Genomic DNA, 21,206 nt, shown 5'->3' on the forward strand with positions numbered 1-21,206 from the left:
CTGAGAGCAGCAGGAGACTGACCGGCTCTGGAGCCATTAATTGCAATTTATATTTGAAAATCATGTGCTTAGCACTGATCGACGAGAGCTGCGTCGGGGGTGTGAGCTGGTTGCAGTCGAGCCGCAGGTATTCGACCTCCTGATCTATCTGCTTGCTCACCGGGACCACGTCGTCAGCAAGGACGATCTGTTCGCCTCGGTCTGGGCTGGACGCGTGGTGTCGGATTCGACGCTCACCAGCCGCATCAACGCGGCCCGCAAGGCGATTGGCGACAGCGGCGAGGATCAGAAGCTGATCCGCACCGTGGCACGCAAGGGCTTCCGCTTTGTTGGTTCAGTTCAAACGAGCGAGGCGGGTGCGGACAATGCCGATGCCGGTGGCGCTGCCGTAGAAGGCCGCGAACCGCGACCGATTACAACGCATGAACGTCCGGCCATTGCTGTACTTCCCTTCACCAATATGAGCGGCGATTCAGAACAGGAATATTTTTCCGATGGAATCAGCGAAGACATCATCACCGCGCTGTCCAAGCTGCGTTGGTTCTTTGTGATCGCGCGCAACTCGTCGTTTACCTACAAGGGAAAGGCGGTCCACATGAATCAGGTCGGGACCGAACTCGGCGTTCGTTATGTCCTGGAGGGGAGCGTTCGCAGAGGCGGCGACCGGGTGCGTATCACGGCTCAGCTCAACGACGTCTCAACCGGCAGTCATCTCTGGGCGGAAAAATACGATCGTAAGTTGGCGGACGTGTTCGCCGTGCAGGACGAAATCACCGAAGCCATCGTCGCTGCGATCGAGCCGCAGCTTTATGCAGCGGAAAATTTCCGTGCACAGCGCAAGCCCCCGGACAGTCTGGACGCCTGGGATCTCGTGATGCGGGCGTTGTCGCATTACTGGCGCGTGACACGCCAGGACAACGTCGTCGCGCAGGCGCTGCTGGAAAAGGCGATTGCGATCGATCCCACCTACGGTCAGGCCCTTGGGGTGCTTGCCACCAGTTATACCTTCAGCGCCCATATGGGATGGTCGGACATGGCCGGCATGGCTGGCATCGCCGAGCGCGCTGCGCTTGCCGCCATCCAGGCTGACAGCGAGGATCCGTGGGCTCACCTGGCGCTCGGCAGCGTGTTTCTATTCCGGCGGCGCTTCGAGGATTCGCTGGCGGAATTCGAATCGGCGCTCGATCTAAATCCGAATTTCTCGCTAGCCCAGGCCTACTACGGCCTGACATTGTCGTATTGCGGGCGCTGGCAGGAAGGCTGTGTGGCGGCACAGCGCGCGCTGCAGCTGTCTCCGCGCGATCCATTCTCTGCGGTTTTTTGCGGCATCTCGGGTTATTCCCACTTTGTCGGCCGCAAATATGATGAGGCGACACGTCTCGCGCGCGAGGGCATCCGGCAACGCGGCGATTTTGTCGGTTGTCACCGGGTGCTGACGGCGGCGGCCGGCATGGCGGGTCAGCACGATGTGGCCAAAGCCGCCTTGCTCGAACTCAAGCGCGCGCAGCCTAATGTCTCACTCGCCTGGATCGAAAGCGAAATGCCGATCAAGCAGGATGCCGACCGGGAGCATTATCTGGAAGGCTTCCGTCGCGCCGGCCTGCATTAGACCAGCGCTAAAGGTCGTCACAGGCAGCGGTTGACGCGCTTTAAGTCTTCACCATCTCGGTTCGATATTTTGGCAGCAGCGCCGCGATCAGTTTGCCTTTCTCGGCCATCTCTTCAGGGGTCGGCTTCGGTGGTGGCGATGTACGGCCTTCGACGGGAAATCCGACCGCCAGGAAGAATTCATCCTGTCCCGCCGGCGTACACATGCAGAGCATGCGGGCCATCTTGCCGGACACGTTCTTGAACGCGTGCGGGGCGTTGGCCGGAACATTGACAGTCGATCCCGCGCCTACGGTCTGCGATTTTCCGCGAAAAGTGAATTCAAGTTCGCCTTCGAGAAGCGTGAACATTTCCTCGAAATCGTGGCGGTGCGGCGGCGGTCCCCCGCCTGCGGGAACCAGCATGTCGACCAGGCAATAGCGTCCCGCGGTCTGCGCGCCTGACACCAGGATCGTGTAGGTGCCGCCGGCCACCGAGATATGCGGCACGCCGGCATCGTCGGGATCGGCCACCGTCAGGGCGCGGCCGGGATCGTCGGCGGGTATCGAGGAAGCTGACGGAGAATTTGCAGACGAGGTGTTGGTCATCTGGAGCCTTTGCTGTTCTGGAGCCTTTGCCGTTGAAGATGTCGGGAAGACACCGGATGTAAGCGGTGCCTTTCGATGCCACGTGTCGGCGGTCTGTGCAGGCGAAGGCTACAAGATAAACGACCGTTTTAAAATCGTATCAGGCAAGGGGTGAGCGGCACGTTTCGGTGCCCGAATAAAATCCCGAGACTGCCGAATTGGGGTCGCATTGCGACCCAGTTCGCGTTCGAACGTCGTGCGCGGGTGGGTGCGCAACACCGGAGTTTCCATGTCCGGCCATTGGCGCTTTTGCGTAACGGCTTTTCTCCTCTCTGCAGGTCTCTCGACTTCACCTGCGTTTTCGAACCCCTTGACCGACTTGTTCAACCCTGCTCCTCCCGCTCCTAAAGAGGAGGCCGCCGCGCCTGCGCGCGCCCAAGATGCGCCTGTTCCAGCCCGAGAGGCGTGTGTGCCGCAACCGGGCAGGTCAACGGTGCCCGGCCAGCACTGGGTCTATCATCTCAATAGTCACCGGAGATGCTGGTTCCTGGCCGACGAGGCGACTGTTTCGGCGAAGAAGCAGATCCGTCATCATTTCGCGAGGCGGCCTGCTGTCGCTCCTGAAGAGAATGAGGCCGCGCTGCGTAAAAAGACGGTTCTCGATGCGCGGGCTCAGGTGCTGAACGCGGCCGCGGCGGCCGCGCCCGATCCGGCGGCGTCCGCGCCCGAGGTGGTCGATACAGCGTCTGCGCGCGCTCGCGAGGCGGCGATAGCCGTGTCCGCGGCACCCATCGCTGCCCAGCCCGCAATCGATCCGCTCACTCCGGACCGTGCCGCGCCACGCTCGGTCGACGTGGAGACGCTGTTGGCCGCATCGACGCTTGACAGAGAGATGGCGGCCTCCTCGGTGCCACCGGCGACTCCCGACGTGCCTGCTGCCGCAAGCGCGGACAACTGGGAATCAACCGCAGCTTGGGCGGGCACAGTGCTGATCGCGCTGGGCTTCGTCTTCTTACTGGGGTCGCTCCTGGCCAGCCGATTCTTGGGTGCGAGAGAGACATCGATTCGTCGGGCGTAGGTGTCGGTCGAGACGGTCGTGCCTGTGCTTTGCGACCAGATCCGCAAGATCTCCTGCATAACCTGGGCTTCACGATGCGCGGGGCTGTGCGGGCGCGTGCTGTTGTGTCGTCCTGTTGTGACATCACTTGCACGTTCCCGCGGCAGTCTCGCCCGCGAATTCGTTTTTTCGTCACCGCTCGTCGTAAACGCTACACAAATCCTAATCTCTTTTGTCATCGAGCTTGATTAATTATCGCGTGGAGTTGTCCCGAATCTGCCTCTTGAAAGAGAAAAAGATGTCTCCCCAAACTTCGATTCGTCGAAAAAGCCGGCTCAAGATGATCGCCGGCGTTTCTGTCACGGCCCTGTTGGGTTTGGGTGCGGCTCTGTTCCCGAATGGCGATGAGCGCGGTGCGCTCGCTGCGACGCCGTCAGTGCTGCTGCAGCCGCTGCCGTCATTTCCGTTCCCGCCATTGCCACTGCCGTTTCCGGCGAAGCAGTTCTCGACGGAAACTCCGATCAAGCACGTCATCTATATCGTCGCCGAAAACCGCAGCTTCGATAATATCTACGCCACGTATCAGCCGAAAAACGGGCAGAAGATCTGGAATCTGCTGTCGCAGGGGATCGTCAATGCTGACGGAACGCCGGGCAAGAATTTCGCCAAGGGACAGCAATTCGAGGTAACGACCGGCAGCAACAGCGGCCAGTTCTTTTTGAGTCCGGTGAGCAAAACACCTTACACCTTCCTGCCGGTGCCAACCCTCAACTCGGCGCAGCCTTTCGGCATCGGCATTGAGGCCGGCATCGTCAACGCGGCCGGCGTGCCGACCGCCAATTTCCCACAAGGCGACCCCGACTTGGCGCCTCAGGACCAGAAGACGCTGGCGACCGGCGGCTTCGCGCAAGCCCCTTCGCCTATCACATCGACCAAAGCGAGCGGCACGGATATCCGGATTCCCGGTGTGAATCAGTTGCCCGGGGGGCCCTTCCAGCAGACCAGTGCCAAGCTGCCTTACGACGCCTATGCCGGTGACACGATCCACCAGTTATTCCAGATGTGGCAGATGAACGATTGCAGCATGCACCACGCGACATTGGAAAATCCGACGGGCTGCCTGCACGATCTGTATCCGTTTGTCGCTGTCACCAACGGCACCGCGCCGGGACAGGCCCCGGGCGACGGCGGCCAGGACATGGCGTTCTTCAACATGACGGACGGAGACGCGCCGATCTTCAAGGCGTTGGCGGACCAGTATGCGATCGCCGACAATTTCCATCAGGCGATCATGGGCGGATCGGTCACCGGCCATTTCGGGATCGCCTACGGCGACAATCCGTTCTTCGCCAACCCCGACGGCACCCCGGGGACGCCGACGGGAAGCATTACCAACCCCAATCCGCAAGCCGGCACGGTCAACACCTATCAGTCGAACGGCACTTGGGTGATGTGCAAAGACCGGACGCAGCCCGGCGTTGGCGCCATTCACTCCTACTTGTCCTCGCTTCCCTATTCTGCCGGTCCGAACTGTGCACCGGGCGCCTACTATCCCGTTCGTGACGCCGACCCGGCATTTACGCCGACCGGCACGCTGAACCCGGTCACTTCGACCGTGATGCCACCGATAACGGTCCGGCATATCGGCGATGAGCTGAATGCCCATAACATCTCCTGGGCATTCTACAGTGGTGGCTACGACTCCGCGGTGAAGGTTACGAACGGCGCCACGGACACCTTCGACGTGATACTCCGGAGCGGATACTGCGACATTTGTAATCCGTTCCAGTATTCGAAGTCGATCATGGCCGATGCGAACCAGCGGGCGGCTCATCTCAAGGACATCGCCGATAACCTCTACGCCGACATTGCGAGCGACAACTTGCCGGCGGTTTCTTTCGTGAAGATGGACGGCGGTCTCCAGGGCCATCCCGGCAGCGGCAAGGTTAGTCTTCTGGAAGAGTTCATCCAGGATATCGTCAATCGCATCCAGGCCAACCCTGCGCTGTTCGCTGAAACCGCGATCATCTTCACTTTCGACGAAAGCGGTGGGCTGTACGACAGCGGGTTCATTCAGCCGCTCGACTTCTTCGGCGACGGCCCGCGTATTCCGCTCCTCGTGATCTCGCCGTACTCCACCGGAGGACGCGTGTCGCATACCTACACCGATCAGGTGTCGGTCCTCAAGTTCATCGAACGGAACTGGCGTCTCAACAAGATTTCGAATCGCAGCCGCGACAACCTGCCGAACCCGATCATGATCGAAGAGTTGAGCCCGTGGGTGCCTTTGAACATGCCGGCGATCGGCGATCTCTTTGACATGTTCGCTTTCCCTCCGGGTGAGGACCGCCTCTGACAAAGCCCCGGCAGCGTCGCGCGATCTGAAAAAACAGCGCCGGTTTGGTCCTGGGGCCAACCCGGCACTTGCTTCATACCCCCGACTTTGAGGTTGCTTGCTGCCACTTTGCAGCTTCGCGAAAACGGAATTCGCCTCACCCCATGTACGACGGGATGATGCGTCCACATCGAGTCATCAGCGGAAGTCGGCGCAGCCGACTTCGAGGGGGCGTTGCGCGTCGAGACCAACGCCTTCTCGGCGCGAGATCATAGAACCTTCTCGCGATCGAATACCTGCTTGCTGGTTGGACCGTTGCGACGGGTTACGATGATTTGAAGATGTGCGCCGGCGTCGATAGCCTCGAACGAAATCCTGTCGTCTTTTGGTTCATTTCGCCATCGCCCGGGCTCATCGGCCCAGATAACGCGGCTACCCTCGATCCTGCACCGATAAGTCCAGACAAAACTGTCGATGGGTCGCGCATAGGTCAGGAAGAAAACGCCGTCTCTTATCAGGGCGACCTTGATCAATTTCGGATCGCGGTCCTTGATGGATGCAATCGCAGCTCGGCAAATCGCTTCGGGCTCGAACAACGGCGCCGCCGCGACCAACGATCCGGTCGTCGGCAAGGCAGCCAACAGAACCGCCCCGAAAGTTTTTGACCGATTCATCGATCACCCCCACCAACCGCAGAAGTCGGCCCGAAGCTGTTCGGAGTCGGTCCTGCTGAGCCTCGTTAGACTAGAAGCAGAAAGCGTATGCGTCCATATGAGGGGCCAATAGGAGGCCCTGTTCGAGGTTCGATGCGGGGTTGGAGCAGACCGCAATCCGATTACGACTAATAATGGGTGAAATTCGAAAACATAATTGCAGGAATGGAGCGATACCTTCCGCAATCCTTGGTTGCTAACCTACAGCTGCTCGAATCCGTCGATGGCGAACGGCTCGAAGGTGAGAAAGATATGTTGCGCATCAGCTCGGTTAAGGCATTTGTCGTCTCGAACATAATCCAGTTTGTTTTGTTTTCGGCGATTGCTGTCGCGCTGGCGTTTTCGATGGTTGCGCTTCGAATACCCATACCTCTTCCCGCAAAAGGTGTGATGCCGTTGGGTGGCGCAACGATACTGATGGTTTGCCTATCGGCTATCCCGTCCTCGCTGATTGCGGGCTTTGTTGCAGGTCGCATCGCTGAATACAGACCCGTTCTGCACGGCGTGCTTTCTGGCACCGCCTGGCTCATTCAGGATTTGTACGCTGCTTTGCATACTGCCGTTCTCGGGGGGCCATCACGCGCGCACTTTCCGATCTCATTGAGCCTCACACTGACGTTCGCCGTTCTTCTGTGCGGCGCACTCGGCGGTTATGGCGCAGCCAACGTGGCTGGTAGCGCAAACCGGTACAATGTCGCGCCTGTGCCGCGAAATCGCCTCGTACAACGCGGCCTTGTACCGAAACTCTTACTGTCTCTGGCCGTGACGACGTGTGTTTGTGCAATCATCCTCTTTTCCCCGACGATATTCTGTCACGGAGAGGGAGCCGGAGGAAACTGCGGTGAGGCTTACATGCTATCCATACCCGCTGCCATGTTGGCGTTGCCAATCGTATTTGCGGGCGCGGTGTTCTTGATCTAGGTCGTTTTTGCTGCGCGATATTGCGATGGTGGGGATGAACCACAGCCACTCTTCTGGTTCTCGCCATAAGTGTTACGTCGGTCATAAACAATTTTATACAACCGACCCCGTCTCGGCTATGCCACCGGAAGCTGGCGCCCTCGGCCACAAAGCCTCTTTTACCCTGCCGAAAGCACATCGCCGCCGTCACACTGCCGCAGCCAAAACTTGCGAAAAATGGCGCATGCGTGAAACATTTCGCGTGAGCCCGCGTTTGCTCACGGCTGCGCAACGATGCCTCTGGGGGATTTTGAATGACCGACTTCGCGATCGAAGAGGGATTGCCGTATCCGCTGGGCGCCCATTGGAGCGGCAAAGGCACCAATTTCGCTCTCTTCTCGGCCAACGCCACCAAAGTGGAAATCTGCCTGTTCGACGGCGAGCGCGAGACGCACCGGTTCGAACTGCCTGAGTACACCGACCAGATCTTCCACGGCTACATATCGGGCGTCGGCCCCGGCACGTTCTACGGCTATCGCGTGCACGGGCCCTATGAGCCCGACAACGGGCATCGCTTCAATCCGAACAAGCTGCTGCTCGATCCGTATGCCCGCGCCCACGTCGGCGCGCTGACCTGGAATCCGGCGTTGTTCGGCTACAAGATGGAGAGCGGCGACGACCTGACCTTCGACGAGCGCGACAGCGCAGCCTTCATGCCGAAATGCGTCGTCGTCGATCCCGATTTCGATTGGCAGGCAGATGCGCAGCGGCAAAACGTGCACTGGGACGAAACCATCGTCTATGAAACGCACGTCAAGGGTTTCACCGAAAAACATCCCGGCGTGCCCGAGCACCTTCGCGGCACCTATGCCGGCTTCGGCACGCCGGAGGTTGTCGAATATCTGAAATCGCTCGGCATCACCTCGGTCGAGTTGTTGCCGATCCACTCCTTCATCAACGACAGCAATCTGCTCGAGAAGAAGCTGACGAACTACTGGGGCTACAACACCATCGGCTTCTTTGCGCCCGATCCGCGTTATGCCGCAGATGTTGCAAACAGCCTTCGCGAGTTCAAGGAGATGGTGGCAAAGCTGCACGCCGCCGGGCTCGAAGTGATCCTAGACGTGGTCTATAACCACACCGCCGAGGGCAACGAGCGCGGGCCGACTTTGTCCTACAAGGGCATCGACAATGCGAGCTACTACCGTTTGCTGCCGGACAAGAAGCGCTACTACATCAACGACACCGGCACCGGCAACACGGTCAACCTGTCGCATCCGCGCGTGATCCAGATGGTGATGGACTCCTTGCGCTACTGGGCCGGCCATATGCATGTCGACGGCTTCCGCTTTGACCTCGGGACTATTTTGGCGCGCGAAGTCTACGGCTTCGACGAGCAGAGCGGTTTCCTGAAAGCCATGGACCAGGACCCGTTGCTGGCGACCGTCAAGCTGATCGCCGAACCCTGGGATTGCGGTCCCGGCGGTTATCAAGTCGGCGGTTTCCCGCCGGGCTGGGCGGAATGGAACGACAAGTTTCGCGACACCGCTCGCGATTTCTGGCGCGCCGAAGTGCCGCCCTCAGTGCTGGCGCCGCGGCTGCTCGGGTCCGGCGACGTCTTCAACCGCGAGGGACGGCGAAGCTGGGAAAGCGTCAATTTCATCACGGCGCATGACGGCTTCACGCTGAACGACTGGGCGAGCTACAACGACAAGCACAACGAGGCCAACGGCGAGGACAATCGCGACGGCTCTTCGGACAACCGGTCCTGGAATTGCGGCGCGGAGGGGCCGACCGATAACGCGGATATCCTGGCGTTACGCGAGCGGCAGAAACGCAACATGCTGGCGACGCTGCTGTTGTCGCAGGGCACGCCGATGCTGCTCGGCGGCGACGAGTTCGGCCGGACGCAACAAGGCAACAACAACGCCTATTGTCAGGACAGCGACATCTCGTGGTTCGACTGGACCATGAGCGAGGCCGCGCAGAAACAACTCGCCTTCACCAAACGCCTGATCCAGTTGCGGCGCGATTATCCGATCCTGCGCCGCAGCCGCTTTTTGACCGGTGAACACGACACCCAGCTCGACATTCGCGACGTGACCTGGATCAGCGCCGGCGGCGGCGAAATGACGCCTGAAGAATGGAACACGGGCTGGATCCGATGCTTTGGCGCGATGCTGGACGGCCGCTGCCGCAAAACCGCGATCGCACGCCAAGGCGAGGACGACAGCGTGCTGATCATCATGAATGCTTCCGAAGACGACGTCGATTTCAAGTTGCCGCACACGTCCGCGGGCCCACAATGGACCTTGCTGCTCGACACCGTTTTCGCCGACGGCGCGTCCGCCACGCCGTTCGCGTTCGACAGCACCTACAAGGTCGCCGGACGGTCGTTCTCGCTTTTCGTGGCTGCGGAATCGACGCCGTCCGTTTGAGCGCGAACGATTCCCGGCTTATCGGCACCAACAAAAAGGCCCCGCGCTCTGAAGGAAAGAGCGTGAGGGCCGAGGTCGGTACTCTTTGCTGAAACAACGGCCTCGAGCGACACTCGTTCCTGACAAGGATTTTTGCGAGGGTCCAGATTTGAACACTCGCGATCGTGAATGAGGTGCGAGAAACCTGATGCCGTCCCGCCCGTAGCTCTTTGGACGGCGGTTTGCCTTGACTCCTCGGGTGCCCACCGCTGTCAGCGGCTCCGCCTTTATGCCCGTATCGGCGGGGCCGTTTTTTGTCGCAGGACTTTATTCTTTTTGTTTTTGCGGCGAGGAACGAATGCGCGAGGCTGCGCTTGGTTCAATACCGGCTGGCCCCTGCGCCCCATCGGCTTATCCGGTGAAATATCGGCCTCAGCTTTTCCCCGAAGCTGGGGCCGTTTCGTTTCGAAACGATGGAAGGAAGCGCCAATGGCCGAAGAGAGCGAAATCCTGTGGCACATCGAGCAGATCGCGAAGAACCGCACGATCCTCGAACAACTTGAGGGCGGGAACACGGCCGGCGGCGAAGTGTTCCCCGAAACCCAATCTGAAATCGAGCGTGTCAAAGCTCAACTCGCCCAGTCGGAGTTGATTGTGGCCACGTATGAGAAAAAGAATTAGGTGCTTTGCGCGCTACCCAGGAAATTCGACGTGGGATCGGACACAGCTTTTCTGCCCTGTGTCAGAAGATGCCGGCACAAATCACAGCTTGATCACGGGAGAAATTGCCTGAGTTGGCGAATACGTACTTGACCCGTCCCTTGGGGCAGCCTCGATAAGGATTGCGGTCCGCCAATGACGAGGTGATTCGTGAGCCCCTCCGCGCAATTCCTGAGTGCTTCCGAGGCCGCCACGCGGCTCGGTGTTTCCGTCAAGGCTTTGCGGCTCCACGAACAACGCGGCCTGATCGCACCAGCTCGCACGTCGGCCGGCTGGCGAGCATATGGTCCCAATGAGATGGCCCGCGTCGCCGAGATAGCGGCGTTGCGCGAGCTCGGTCTTAGCCTTAGCCAAGTGGGGCGCGTGCTGGGAGGCGATTCCGAGAGTCTTGAACCGGCACTTGCCGCGCACCAAGCTGCGCTCGAAATTAGCGTTCATCAGCTCGTCGACACAGTCGATAAGGTCCGCCGTTTGCGAGCCGACATCACCGGCGGGCGGGCGCTTGCTGCCAGCGAACTTGCGCGCCTGCTGAGACTGGCCTCCAAATTCAGCGTCGCGTTCGATCTGCCGTGGCCTTGGGGTGGCGAGCGGTTTGAATTGCGAGATATCCGCTCACTGAACTACATCATTGGTCCGCTCGGCAGCGGCGAGACACGGCTAGCCAAGTGCATTGCCGAGAACGTGCCGGGCGCCGCGTTTCTGGGCCTGGACCGGCTATCGCATGGGGGTGCGGCTGCCAATCCACTCCTGCACTGCGACCCGGCCCTCAAGTCGCGCGTTGATCAGACGTTGGCCTGGCTTATCGAGGACGGCGCTACGGCTTCTGACGCCTTGACTGGCTTGCTCGCCGGACTGGAAACTGAGGGGCCGGCAGTCCTGGTGATTGATATGCTGGAACAAGGGCTCGACAAGGCCACTCAGGAAGCCTTGATTGCATGGCTGCGACGACGTGACTCCAAGCGTCGGCCACTCTTCTTTCTTACACGATCCAGTTCGATCTTGGATTTGGACGCGGTGGGGGATGATGAATCCATCATCCTTTGTCCCGCCAATCACAGCCCACCAACCAACGTCCGTCCATACCCCGGCTTTCCAGGTTTCGAGGCCGTCGCGACGTGCCTTGCATCACCCGAAGTGCGGGCACGCATCGCGTCGCGACCTCAAGTGGCCTGAGAGCCCAACCGGACAGATGAATATCCGCTTCGATCAGCCGCAATTCCAAACCGGGCCGATCGGCGTCCGCGTCCAGCACGGACCAAAGGTGCCGCCATTATAGTGGCCGTTGTAAAAGCCGGGCCGGCCGGGATAGTGCAACTCGCCGTCCCAGCCGTAATAGCGAGGGGTCGGGTCGATGTACCAGGGCCGCCGGTTCTGGCGTGCCAACCGCCGCAACCCGTCTTTCTGGGCAAAGACAGGCTGGCTGTTGCTCAGCGGCTGTTGATAGCCGGGCAGGAAGCCGTAGCCGTGCCAAACCGGCTTCGGCTTTTTGGAAGGCGGCGCGGCCTGGGCTGCGACCGACAGCAGCGCGAGAGCCACAGCAATGGATAGACACAGAAGGCGCGACATCGAAAACACCATAGACATTCGGTGACGGGAAGACCATTCAAATCCGGGTGCAAAGTTACCCGTCACCTCATAACATGGACTGAGAAGCTCTTGTTCAAGGGCCGTCAAAAAAATCCACGGAAATCAATTGTTGTCACGTCCAAAACTGCCGCGTCCCAAAACGTTTCTCATCCTCGCAAGCCTCACGGCCTATTTCGCCACTCAGCTTCCTACGATGGCCGACGAGCCGGTTCGCGTGATGGCGACCGGCGTTTTTGCCACCGCCTTGCAGGCGCTGGCGCCTGCCTTCGAGGCGGCGACGGGTGCCAAAATGCAGGTGTCGATTGCCAACGCTGGAGAAGTCGCCGCGCGTGTGGCTTCGGGCGAGCCCGCCGATCTCGTGATGACGTCTTCGGCAGGCGTCAAGGCGCTCGCCAATCAAGGCGCGCTGGCCGCCGATGAAGTGGTGATCGGCAAGATGCGGCTTGGCGTCGCCGTCCCCTCAGGCGTCACGATGCCCGATCTCAATTCGACCGAAGCGTTCCGGGCGCTTCTGCTATCCGCCAACAAAGTTGCCTATATCGATCCGAACGGCGGGGGCACTTCAGGTCCGTTTTTCGAGAAGATGTTCACTTCGCTTGGCGTTGCCGACGCCGTGCATGCCAAGGCCGTGCTCTGCAAAACTGGCGCGGAAATCGTCAACGCGGTTGCATCGGGACGGGCCACGATCGGCATGACGCAGGCGAGCGAGATCATCGGCGGCAACGGCGTTGCCTTCGCCGGCTATCTGCCGGACGCGCAGAACCTCACGACGGTTTACGCGGCCTCGATCGCGACGCGATCGAAGAACCCGAAAACCACTATCGCATTTCTGGAATTTGTCGCCGGCCCAGTCGCATCAGATCGTCTTCACCGGGCCGGCTGGGATATCGAGCGATAGCAGCCAATGAGGTTTGGCTGCTATCGACGCAAGACCTCTATATTTCTGCCTTAATGTCCGCCTCAGTGTCTGTGACCGGCATTGACCTCGCGGATCAGCTCGATCGCATAAAAGGGCTTGGCGAAGAAGGTGACGTCATCCGGCAACGCCCGGGCCAACGGCTGTCCGGACATCATGATGACGCGGAGTGCCGGATTGATTTCACGCGCGCGCTCGACCAGTTCGATACCCGTCATGGCGCCGACGAGCGTGATGTCGGTAATCAGGAGGGCAGGGTGCCGGCTCAAGGCAAGCTCGGCGGTCTCGGCGTCCTCGCATTGAATGACGTCGTAATCCGTTTCCTTCAGCAACAGGACGATCATCTCGCGCTGGATCGGATCGTCCTCGACCAACAAGGCGGTCGGGCGGAAAGGTTTTGACTGTCCCATCGTTGTTCTCTCTTTCTGATATAACGTCAATCAGGAGAGTTGTAGATGGTTGCGCAGGGAACTTGCTGAAAGAAAAGTCAGTTCCCCTGAAACCCGAAACGGAACCTGCGCCGGGGGCAACCGCGGACATGTCAGCTAATCAACGATGTCTGCTTGGCTGACGCCGAGTCCTTAAGCCTCATTCGGCGCCGGGGTGAAGGATCAGCTTTTGTACCCGCCAGTTGGCGGTCTCGGCCGCATAGACCAGATTTTCCGACGGGCAGGCGAGCGCGTGGGCACCGGAGAATTCCTTGATCTCGCGTCCGGATTTGCCGATCACACCCAGCACCTTGCCGTCGAGCGCGACTTTAAAGATGCGTCCGGGATACGTCGTTTCGCCGACGAACATCACCTGATTCGGTCCCGGCGTGATGCAGATCGAATTCGGCGCACCGATCACCTGGGTGAGGCGGTCGCCGGTCGGCGTAGGACCGTAGACGGCGCGCGTGGTCGTATCCGGCGGCACGGTGATCGCGAACATCCGCAAAAACTTGCCGTCGGTATCGAACACCTGGATGCGGTGGTTAGAGCGGTCGCCGACATAGACGTTGTCGTTGTTGTCGATGGCGATCGCGTGCGGCAGGTGGAACTGGCCCGGCTCGGTGCCGGGCTCGCCCCACGACTTCACCCATTTGCCGTGCACGTCGTATTTGGCGACCCGCGAATTGATATAGCCGTCGCTGATATAGGTGTTGCCCTTGGAGTCCCAGGCGACATCGGTCGGCTCGCGGAACAGGCCGTCGACCGGCGGCAGGGGCGGATTGACGTGCTCCCACGGCTTGGCATCGTCGGGGGATTCCTTGCGGCGGCCGAACACCCACTGCACGCGGCCGGCCGGATTGAACTTGACGATCATGTCCGAGCCCTTGTCGATGGCCCAGATGTTGTCGTCCTTGTCGATGCGCACACTATGCGCAAAAGCCCAGGCGTAGAGGCCCTTGCCGATCTCGCGGACGAAATCGCCCTCGGCGGTAAACTCAAGAAGTTGGGCGGCGGTCGGTGCATAGGCCGGCCCATTGGCGCTGTTGGAGCGCGTGAACACGAAGACGTGGCCCTTGGAGTTCACGGCAACGCCGGGCACTTCGCCGAAATTCATGCCGTCCGGCAGTTTTGGGAAATCTGCTACCGAATCGAATGGGATCTGCGGAACGCTCTGGGCAATGCTCTGCTGCGCAAGGCTTTGTTGAGTAAGACACGGCGTTGCGGTCAGCACCAGGGCTGCGGTGATCAGCGCTTTCACGAGAAATTCCTCCCTTTTTTGTTCGGGATGCGCGCGCCTCTCTGTCTCAAGCTTCGTCCTGGGGCGCGGCTACTCCCACGCCGAGGCTGTCATTTTTTTGCGGGTCTGACCAGCCGCCCGCTCGTCATTGTAAGGGGTGCACGTTGACGATCCGGCCGGATCGTTTTACCCCGCGATCGAGCCCCAGTTGGTGGCGAGGTTTTGCGCCGCGTGCAGCGACGGCGCGAACACGACCGGCGACGTAGAAGTTCGGCACCTTGCGGCTCAGTCGAATTTGATTCCCAGCCGGAATTCGGTGCGCCGGATCACCTCACACGCTATCTCCAGCCCGTCCTCTGGAATCACCAACGTGAATTTCGCAGGAGCGTTTTTTGCGTCAAAGACTTCCAACGAAGCACCGGTCAGCGAGAGGTCGCATACCGTGCACGTAATTTTGTCGCCGCCGTACTTGATGAAAGCAGGCTTCCTGACCCGGTATCTCGGTGCTGCTCGGTCTTCCGCCATATCTCAGCTATTAGACCATAAAAACTAAGGTTCCACTTATGGGAAGTCCAATAGCCCCGCAAGCGGGGAGAGGTGAAGCGCCAAACGAGACTGCGTATCACCTCACCCCGCGATCGAGCCCCAGTTGGTGGCGAGGTTTTCCGCTGCGCGCAGCGACAGCGCGAACACGGTGTAGGTCGGGTTCGAGGCGCCGCAGGTCGGGAAGATGCCGGGGCCGGCGACATAGAGGTTCGGCACCTCGTGGGTCTGCCCAAAACTGTTGACCACGGAGTTATCCGCAGCGGTGCCCATGATGGTGCCGCCCATCAGATGGATCGCCGGCATCGCGGCGCGCACCTGCCAGACTTCCTTGGCGTCGGTGGCATGCCCGATCTTCATGCCTTCGTCGAGATTGGCGGTCCACAACGCCATTTCGTTGTCGTCATAGTTGTGGGTGATCCTGGCGAGCGGCATCCCGAACTCGTCCTTCTGGCTGACCAGTTCGACACGGTTCTCGATCTTCGGCTGCTCCTCGCAGGCCGCCGTGTAACGCGTGTAGCCCCTGACCGCGCGCTTCATGAAGGTGGCGAGTTCGGCGCCAAAGAGATCAGGTCGTGAGTTGTGGATGCCGGTCAGGCCGCTCACCTTGGCGGCGGCGCCGACCGCAAACAGCGTCGAGCCGAACGCGCTCTTGTGGGCGGTTTTCGAATAGCGCTCGTAGGACATGAACTGCCCGCCGATGGTGCCTCTCGCCGGCTCCAGGTCGTCGTCGAACATCGCGTTGGTGACCGCCGTGAAGTGCGTCATGATGAATTTTCCGACGAGCCCGCTTGCGTTGGCAACGCCGTTCGGATGTTTGTCGGTGGCCGAATTGAGCAAGAGCCGCGGGTTCTGCGCGGCCCATGAGGCGCAGACGACAACGCTCGCCGGCTGGATGTGCTTGTCGCCATCGCGGTCGACGTACTCAAGCCCGGTCGCCTTCTTGCCGGATGCGTCCGTCAGCACACGCGTCACCGTGCTCCAGGCGCGGACTTCCGCACCGGCCGCTCGGGCTTCGCCGAGATACGTCACCAACGGATTGGCGAGCGCACCGATCGGGCAGCCCACATGGCACCAGCCGTCATAGATGCAAGCAGGCCGGCCCTTGAAGTCGGTCGAGTTCATCGCGACCGCCGCCGGTACCAGGCGAATGTTGTTGGCGGCAAATCCCTTCTGCCACACCTCGCCGTTCTTGAAGGTCTTCATCGGCGGCATCGGATAGTTGCGCCCCGCGGGCCGCCACAGTTCTTCCGCCTTGGCGTCGCCGGAGATTCCGATGTCGTGCGCGACCTTGTCGTACCACGGCGCCACATCTTCATAAGCTATCGGCCAGTCGTGGGCGCGGTTATGCTCGCTCTTGATCTTGAAATCGTTCGGCAAAAGACGCGGCACGTTGGCAAACCAGTGCAGCGCCGCGCCGCCGACACCCCAGCCGCCGTGATAGCCGATCGGTGCGACTTGTTTGCCTTCGAGAATGAACGGCGGTCCCGCCGGCTTGATGCGGCGTCCCCAGGTGTCCGACGAGATCAGATCCGAAGCCTGCCAGTCCGGCCCGTTGTCGATCAGCACCACCTTCTTGCCGGCTTTGGCGAGCACGGCGGCGAAGGTCGAGCCGGATGCACCCGCGCCCGCGATCACGACGTCGACTTTTTCTTCGATTTTTTGCGTCGCCATGTTCACCACCTCTTGTCGGGTTCGATATGCGCCATGTAGGGAACGCCGAGTGACTCGTAGCCCTCCATGGTGCCGTACATGACATCGACGGTGTCGCTGCGCAGGACGAAATAGACCAGGCCAGCCGGCGGACCCTGCCATCCCTCGATCTTGTTTTGACGAAGCGCATCGATGAAATCGTGCTGCTCGCTTGGGTTAAGCGCCGCAAACCGTTTGCCGCTGCGCGCGGTGGCCGCCTTGTCGATGCCGGCGATCGCCGCGCGATAGAAGTTGATGTAGGGCGGCTTGACGTTGACGATCCGCGCCTCGAGCAGCGCCTCGCCGGGCGTCACTGAGACCTGCTGGTCGATGAAATGCGCCACGCCGGCTTCGCGCGCGCCGGGCAACAACGTCTCGCCGAGCGCCTCTAACGTCTCGGCCTCTTCGGCCTTGAGGGTGCGGAACGGCACCGCGCGGGCGCGGGCCTCGCCCGGCGTCATCAGGATTTCAGCGCCGCCGACGGTAAAAGCAAGGAGGCCCATGCTGGCCCCCTTGAGAAAGACGCGCCGTTGCAAATCGCCTAACGGTTTCGCGTCCAGACGATTGGCGTCCATCGGTTTTCTCCCTTTTGATCGGACGCTGACCGCGCCATTTGGAATCGATCTTGAGGGGGAATGAACGCCAAAGAGCAAAGTGAATCAAGCGCATGCCGCGCCGATTTCGAGAGCACGCGAACAACTTTATGTCAGGCGTGCATTTTGGTGCGAGACGCAGCGCGCTTCGGTCGTCCCTGCCTTGTGCGCAATTGCGAACGGGAGCAGGGACCCATAGCCACCGGCGCGTGCGAGAAGGCGAAGGCTCGCATTTTTCGTGAGCAATGATCGCCGCGGCAGTATGGGTCCCCGCTTTCGTGGGGACGACGTCGTGGATCGCACGAATCTCAAGCGTTCGCGCCACCGTCAACGGTCAGCGTCGAGCCGGTGATGTACTTGGCCTTTTCGCTTGCGAGGAACGCGACCGCATTGGCAATGTCGTCCGGCTTGCCGTAATTACCGAGCGCCATGAACTGCCGCAGTGCATCGCCGAACGGGCCGTGTGCCGGATTCATATCGGTGTCGATCGAGCCCGGTTGAACGAGATTGACCGTGATCTCCTGCGGACCGAGCTCGCGCGCCAGCCCCTTGGTGAAGGCGACCAGCGCCGACTTCGTCGCCGAATACACCGTCAGCACCGGGGCGGGGACGCGATCGGCGAAGTAGCTGCCGATGGTGATGATGCGGCCGCCTTTCGTGAGATGCGCCAGCGCCGCTTGGCTCGCGACGATCGGCGAGCGAACATTCACGTCGAGCAGCGCGTCGATGTCGGCGAGCGAATTGTCCTGCAGTCCGCCGACCCGAAGAATGCCGGCATTGTTGACGAGGATGTCGAGCCCGCCGAGTTCTCTGACCGTCTTCTCGATCGAAGACTGAACCGCTGACACGTCGGCGCTGTCGGCCTGGATCGCGACGCCCTTGCGTCCCTGTTCCCGGATGGCTCGGACGACCTCGTTGGCGCGATCGGCCGACTTTTCGTAGGTGATGGCGACATCGGCGCCCTCGGCCGCCAAAGTTTTCGCGATGGCCGCACCAATGCCCCGGCTCGCGCCCGTCACCAGCGCCCGTTTTCCTTTTAATAACATGATCTTGCTCCATTATGTAATGATCAACACAGAACACATAGTCTATTGATCGGCAGGATCAAATGACTTATGTGTTACTCATTACAGAAAGAACGGCGAAGGACTGTTATGGCGGTGATCGGGCGGCCCAGGGAATTTGATCGCGAGGCGGCGCTTGCCGCCGCGATGCTGGTGTTCTGGCGCAAGGGCTTTGCGGCAACCTCGATGAATGATCTCTGCGACGCCATGGGCATTCGCTCGCCGAGCCTCTACGCGGCTTTCGGCAGCAAGGAAGCGCTCTATCTCGAAGCCATCCAGCATTACGTAAAGACCGTCGGGCCCTCGATCTGGGACAAGCTGGCGGCGACGAGTGCGCGCGACGGCGTGGAAAAGATGCTGCTGGCTGCGACTGAGATCTTGCCTGAAACCGGGCCGATCCCGGCTGGCTGCATGGCGGTGCTGGGCGGTGTCGGCGACGAGTGGCCGGCCGCGATCGCCGACGTCGTCAAAGAAGTCCGTCTCGAAATGCTCGGCAATTTACAGTCGCGTTTGAAAACGGCTGTGACGGAAGGCGAATTGTCCGCCGCGACCAACGTCGATCGCCTCAGCCGTTTCTATCTCAGCGTCTTTCAGGGCATGGCGCTTCAGGCGCGCGACGGCGCCACTTCAACAGAATTGAAAGGCGTGGCGGCGTCGGCGATGCTGGCCTGGCCGGGGGAGGGGAAACCACAAGACAGTTAGAGTGATAAATTGAATTGCTGCACACGGAGCAAAAGCGTGACGCGGGCGGCGAAGGTAAAAAGGGGGATGGCGGCTATTCGGGGGTTACATGAAGCCGGCCAACCCAAAAGAATATTGCCGTGATCGTCGGTTCGCCCGGAACCAAAACGATAAGCACAGGGTTGTAGAGATAGTTCGGGAACGTGGAGGAAACTCCGTCCTGGCCGTTTTCAATTCGGAAAGCCAAGCTGCATCATGCATTCGCGCCCGCATCGCGAAGCGAACGGTTATCCATGCCGACGAAGCGGCGTCTTGGGATCACCTTCATGAGCGTTTCGAGGTCAAGAGAATCAGCCATCAGGAGGCATACAGCCTCGATGGCGCTGGCGCTGACATGGCTGAGGAATACTTCTCCCGGCTCCGTCGCGCCGAAAACGGCATCCACCATCCCATCGCGGGCGCGTACCTCCTCCGCTAAGTGCAAGAATAATCGCGGCGTAAAGATATCCGCCGCATAAGCAACGGCGATCAGGTGACCTGCGACCGCCGCAATGGCCCCCATCGTCGGTCTGTGCTCTTGTCGATTACATAAGTCCCCTCGCCACGACACCTACCGAAACAAATCGCCACACTCGCTCATACGATTGAGCGCTAACGTTGGTCCGATTCGTTTGGACAGTCCCCTAAACGCGCCCAGCGGATCAAAACCGGCTCCAGTGAATATTTGCCCGCTGGAGCCGGTTTTATGTCGGGTGCGCGTCGCCTCGCGCTCGGCGTCGCTGCGAACCAGTGCAGCCGCGAGGGCAAGTGCGACGAGAGATGGTCGGTCACTTGCGATGGTGCGTCTTCATTCCGGCGATTGCAGCCCCGGCGAATTGGCCCAATCGTGCAGATGTGAGGCTGTTTCCGCCTGACGAATCTTGCGCAGTGCTGTGTCCCGTTCGGGACCGGGCGGGAGCAGCAAGGCCTTTTTGCGTTCGTCCTCCGCGAAGGCGCTCAGCCGTTTCTGGAAGGACGCCGAGTCTTTCGGGCGATCCATCACACTATCCTCCGTCTACGACCCGCCATATGCCGGCGGTAAAAACATTTTGAAATGTGATGTCGGGATAGGCCAGCGGTTTATTGGAGCAAGTCGAATCGTCTCAAGGGAACGATTCGTCATATTCCAAAACGCGTCGATTAACGAGCGGCAAGCCAAGTCTTCCTGGCGAAGTCTTCCTAGCGAACCGATCGTTCTCGACTTCACGTCAGCGCCATCTCGCGGCGAAGCGCAGCCGCGGCCGGATGCACCGGCACGACTTCGGTCGGCATATCTGCCGCCGCGTTGACGGGATCTTTTTCCACGATCCGATAGCCGCATTCGTCGAGCTGGGCGATCGCCCGGTCGGCCAGGTCGCGATCGTGCTTGGGGAGAATGTGGGCGATGGCCTCGGTCGGGGAAATCTTCGCCATTTCAACGGTCTCCAGCAGATTGATGCGCCGCAATAACCCGTGGGCGACTGCAAAGTTCCAGCCCGCAAGTTCCAGCCGTAAGGTTGGTGTCAGCATCAGCGGCTAGCTTCGCTTTGACGCGAGGGTTCGGCGGGTGGAGGACTTCACGATTTCGGGCATTCAAGGCCAGAGCTGGACGCTGGCGGCCGACATCATCGTCTTCCTGTCGCTGGTTGCGGCGGTGTGGCGTCGCAGCTAAGCGGCGCGGAGTGTTAGCGATATCAGCGATTATTGCTGCGGCGGTTTGGTGCAGAGGATCACCGCCTGCGGCGGATCGCTTTGGCCGGGCTTGGTATCGCAGCTTGCGCCGCTCTCGCCCATGGTCCGTGGCGCTTGGGCTGCCTCGCCGACTTTCACGACGCAGGTGGCGGCGATCATGACTTCCTCGGTGCCGCATAGCGCCGGTTTGGAAATTCCGTTGTCGACCCCCGAGCGCACCACGCGAAATGGCAGCGGCGGCGAAACCCCGTCGCGCCCGTCCTTGCCAGGCGCGCCCGCGAGGCCTTGAGGTCCGGCCGGGCCCGTGGGGCCGGCCGGGCCGGCCTCACCCTTGTCGCCCTTGTCACCTTTATCGCCCTTGACGCCGCAGCCGCTCACGGCGAGCGCGGAAAGCAGGACGCAAATCAATAGTGCCGGCTGTTTTTTCATGACGGGA

The 21,206-nt window shown here is 60.6% G+C and carries 23 protein-coding genes; 10 read left to right on the plus strand and 13 right to left on the minus strand.

Translation table 11 applies throughout. From position 1 onward, the window contains the following. Positions 1–40 precede the first annotated feature (40 nt). Positions 41–1,609, plus strand: coding sequence for a winged helix-turn-helix domain-containing protein (locus ABSE61_RS01255; protein ID WP_423869236.1), 1,569 nt, complete (start codon positions 41–43; stop codon positions 1,607–1,609). Between the two features lie 40 nt (positions 1,610–1,649). Here ABSE61_RS01255 and ABSE61_RS01260 read toward each other — a convergent pair whose 3' ends face one another. Both ABSE61_RS01260 and ABSE61_RS01265 read right to left on the minus strand, forming a co-directional pair. Next, positions 1,650–2,195, minus strand: coding sequence for a cupin domain-containing protein (locus ABSE61_RS01260; protein ID WP_423869237.1), 546 nt, complete (start codon positions 2,193–2,195; stop codon positions 1,650–1,652). Between the two features lie 108 nt (positions 2,196–2,303). After that, positions 2,304–2,561: a hypothetical protein gene (locus ABSE61_RS01265; protein WP_423869238.1), complete on the minus strand. Its 258-nt coding sequence runs from the start codon at positions 2,559–2,561 to the stop codon at positions 2,304–2,306. Between the two features lie 106 nt (positions 2,562–2,667). Between ABSE61_RS01265 and ABSE61_RS01270 the strand changes: the two genes are divergently transcribed. Both ABSE61_RS01270 and ABSE61_RS01275 read left to right on the plus strand, forming a co-directional pair. After that, entirely contained in the window at positions 2,668–3,252 is a 585-nt protein-coding gene (locus tag ABSE61_RS01270) for a hypothetical protein (RefSeq protein WP_423869239.1), read from the plus strand. Positions 3,253–3,529: 277 nt separating this feature from the next. Continuing rightward, positions 3,530–5,587: an alkaline phosphatase family protein gene (locus ABSE61_RS01275; RefSeq protein WP_423869240.1), complete on the plus strand. Its 2,058-nt coding sequence runs from the start codon at positions 3,530–3,532 to the stop codon at positions 5,585–5,587. A gap of 248 nt (positions 5,588–5,835) precedes the next feature. Here ABSE61_RS01275 and ABSE61_RS01280 read toward each other — a convergent pair whose 3' ends face one another. Further along, positions 5,836–6,240, minus strand: coding sequence for a hypothetical protein (locus ABSE61_RS01280; protein ID WP_423869241.1), 405 nt, complete (start codon positions 6,238–6,240; stop codon positions 5,836–5,838). A 177-nt stretch (positions 6,241–6,417) separates the two neighbouring features. Between ABSE61_RS01280 and ABSE61_RS01285 the strand changes: the two genes are divergently transcribed. The 4 genes from ABSE61_RS01285 (at position 6,418) to ABSE61_RS01300 (ending at position 11,489) form a co-directional block, all read left to right on the plus strand. After that, positions 6,418–7,200, plus strand: coding sequence for a hypothetical protein (locus ABSE61_RS01285; RefSeq protein WP_423869242.1), 783 nt, complete (start codon positions 6,418–6,420; stop codon positions 7,198–7,200). A gap of 293 nt (positions 7,201–7,493) precedes the next feature. After that, positions 7,494–9,617 (plus strand): glycogen debranching protein GlgX, encoded by a 2,124-nt coding sequence (gene glgX / locus ABSE61_RS01290; RefSeq protein WP_423869243.1) that lies wholly within the window; start codon positions 7,494–7,496, stop codon positions 9,615–9,617. Between the two features lie 468 nt (positions 9,618–10,085). Continuing rightward, complete coding sequence (locus ABSE61_RS01295; protein WP_423869244.1) at positions 10,086–10,277, plus strand: hypothetical protein; 192 nt, start codon at positions 10,086–10,088, stop codon at positions 10,275–10,277. 189 nt (positions 10,278–10,466) lie between these two features. Further along, complete coding sequence (locus ABSE61_RS01300) at positions 10,467–11,489, plus strand: MerR family transcriptional regulator (RefSeq protein WP_423869245.1); 1,023 nt, start codon at positions 10,467–10,469, stop codon at positions 11,487–11,489. Positions 11,490–11,522: 33 nt separating this feature from the next. Here ABSE61_RS01300 and ABSE61_RS01305 read toward each other — a convergent pair whose 3' ends face one another. Continuing rightward, a complete protein-coding gene (locus tag ABSE61_RS01305; protein ID WP_423869246.1) occupies positions 11,523–11,882 on the minus strand; it encodes a hypothetical protein in 360 nt (119 codons plus the stop codon). Between the two features lie 130 nt (positions 11,883–12,012). Here ABSE61_RS01305 and ABSE61_RS01310 point away from each other — a divergent pair, with 130 nt between their 5' ends. Beyond that, positions 12,013–12,801, plus strand: coding sequence for a molybdate ABC transporter substrate-binding protein (locus ABSE61_RS01310; protein ID WP_423869247.1), 789 nt, complete (start codon positions 12,013–12,015; stop codon positions 12,799–12,801). A gap of 62 nt (positions 12,802–12,863) precedes the next feature. Here the strand turns inward: ABSE61_RS01310 and ABSE61_RS01315 are convergent, their stop codons facing one another. The 6 genes from ABSE61_RS01315 to ABSE61_RS01340 all read right to left on the minus strand — a co-directional run bounded on the left by ABSE61_RS01315 (position 12,864) and on the right by ABSE61_RS01340 (position 18,364). Beyond that, entirely contained in the window at positions 12,864–13,229 is a 366-nt protein-coding gene (locus ABSE61_RS01315; RefSeq protein ID WP_423869248.1) for a response regulator, read from the minus strand. 178 nt (positions 13,230–13,407) lie between these two features. Beyond that, positions 13,408–14,508, minus strand: coding sequence for a peptidyl-alpha-hydroxyglycine alpha-amidating lyase family protein (locus ABSE61_RS01320; protein ID WP_423869249.1), 1,101 nt, complete (start codon positions 14,506–14,508; stop codon positions 13,408–13,410). Between the two features lie 264 nt (positions 14,509–14,772). Then, complete coding sequence (locus ABSE61_RS01325) at positions 14,773–15,012, minus strand: PilZ domain-containing protein (protein ID WP_423869250.1); 240 nt, start codon at positions 15,010–15,012, stop codon at positions 14,773–14,775. 102 nt (positions 15,013–15,114) lie between these two features. Further along, entirely contained in the window at positions 15,115–16,704 is a 1,590-nt protein-coding gene (locus tag ABSE61_RS01330) for a GMC family oxidoreductase (protein WP_423869251.1), read from the minus strand. Positions 16,705–16,706: 2 nt separating this feature from the next. After that, entirely contained in the window at positions 16,707–17,297 is a 591-nt protein-coding gene (locus ABSE61_RS01335; RefSeq protein ID WP_423869252.1) for a gluconate 2-dehydrogenase subunit 3 family protein, read from the minus strand. A gap of 326 nt (positions 17,298–17,623) precedes the next feature. Continuing rightward, positions 17,624–18,364 (minus strand): 3-oxoacyl-ACP reductase family protein, encoded by a 741-nt coding sequence (locus tag ABSE61_RS01340; protein WP_423869358.1) that lies wholly within the window; start codon positions 18,362–18,364, stop codon positions 17,624–17,626. Positions 18,365–18,469: 105 nt separating this feature from the next. Between ABSE61_RS01340 and ABSE61_RS01345 the strand changes: the two genes are divergently transcribed. Then, entirely contained in the window at positions 18,470–19,081 is a 612-nt protein-coding gene (locus tag ABSE61_RS01345) for a TetR/AcrR family transcriptional regulator (protein ID WP_423869253.1), read from the plus strand. 88 nt (positions 19,082–19,169) lie between these two features. Continuing rightward, a complete protein-coding gene (locus ABSE61_RS01350; protein WP_423869254.1) occupies positions 19,170–19,538 on the plus strand; it encodes a transposase in 369 nt (122 codons plus the stop codon). Positions 19,539–19,907: 369 nt separating this feature from the next. On the opposite strand, the gene ABSE61_RS01355 is transcribed toward ABSE61_RS01350, so the two are convergent. The 3 genes from ABSE61_RS01355 to ABSE61_RS01365 form a co-directional block, all read right to left on the minus strand. Further along, a complete protein-coding gene (locus ABSE61_RS01355; RefSeq protein WP_423869255.1) occupies positions 19,908–20,099 on the minus strand; it encodes a hypothetical protein in 192 nt (63 codons plus the stop codon). 203 nt (positions 20,100–20,302) lie between these two features. Further along, positions 20,303–20,608 (minus strand): hypothetical protein, encoded by a 306-nt coding sequence (locus tag ABSE61_RS01360; RefSeq protein WP_423869256.1) that lies wholly within the window; start codon positions 20,606–20,608, stop codon positions 20,303–20,305. A gap of 171 nt (positions 20,609–20,779) precedes the next feature. Beyond that, positions 20,780–21,199: a hypothetical protein gene (locus ABSE61_RS01365; protein ID WP_423869257.1), complete on the minus strand. Its 420-nt coding sequence runs from the start codon at positions 21,197–21,199 to the stop codon at positions 20,780–20,782. Positions 21,200–21,206 lie beyond the last annotated feature (7 nt).

The organism is Bradyrhizobium sp. (assembly GCF_049519115.1).
GTDB lineage: Bacteria > Pseudomonadota > Alphaproteobacteria > Rhizobiales > Xanthobacteraceae > Bradyrhizobium.

Coding starts and splice junctions, on each gene's coding strand:
- ABSE61_RS01260 (WP_423869237.1), bottom strand. CDS start 2,195: ATGACCAACACCTCGTCTGCAAATTCTCCGTCAGCTTCCTCGATACCC.
- ABSE61_RS01275 (WP_423869240.1), top strand. CDS start 3,530: ATGTCTCCCCAAACTTCGATTCGTCGAAAAAGCCGGCTCAAGATGATC.
- ABSE61_RS01280 (WP_423869241.1), bottom strand. CDS start 6,240: ATGAATCGGTCAAAAACTTTCGGGGCGGTTCTGTTGGCTGCCTTGCCG.
- glgX (WP_423869243.1), top strand. CDS start 7,494: ATGACCGACTTCGCGATCGAAGAGGGATTGCCGTATCCGCTGGGCGCC.
- ABSE61_RS01295 (WP_423869244.1), top strand. CDS start 10,086: ATGGCCGAAGAGAGCGAAATCCTGTGGCACATCGAGCAGATCGCGAAG.
- ABSE61_RS01305 (WP_423869246.1), bottom strand. CDS start 11,882: ATGTCGCGCCTTCTGTGTCTATCCATTGCTGTGGCTCTCGCGCTGCTG.
- ABSE61_RS01315 (WP_423869248.1), bottom strand. CDS start 13,229: ATGGGACAGTCAAAACCTTTCCGCCCGACCGCCTTGTTGGTCGAGGAC.
- ABSE61_RS01325 (WP_423869250.1), bottom strand. CDS start 15,012: ATGGCGGAAGACCGAGCAGCACCGAGATACCGGGTCAGGAAGCCTGCT.
- ABSE61_RS01330 (WP_423869251.1), bottom strand. CDS start 16,704: ATGGCGACGCAAAAAATCGAAGAAAAAGTCGACGTCGTGATCGCGGGC.
- ABSE61_RS01335 (WP_423869252.1), bottom strand. CDS start 17,297: ATGGACGCCAATCGTCTGGACGCGAAACCGTTAGGCGATTTGCAACGG.
- ABSE61_RS01345 (WP_423869253.1), top strand. CDS start 18,470: ATGGCGGTGATCGGGCGGCCCAGGGAATTTGATCGCGAGGCGGCGCTT.
- ABSE61_RS01350 (WP_423869254.1), top strand. CDS start 19,170: ATGAAGCCGGCCAACCCAAAAGAATATTGCCGTGATCGTCGGTTCGCC.
- ABSE61_RS01355 (WP_423869255.1), bottom strand. CDS start 20,099: ATGGATCGCCCGAAAGACTCGGCGTCCTTCCAGAAACGGCTGAGCGCC.
- ABSE61_RS01360 (WP_423869256.1), bottom strand. CDS start 20,608: ATGCTGACACCAACCTTACGGCTGGAACTTGCGGGCTGGAACTTTGCA.
- ABSE61_RS01365 (WP_423869257.1), bottom strand. CDS start 21,199: ATGAAAAAACAGCCGGCACTATTGATTTGCGTCCTGCTTTCCGCGCTC.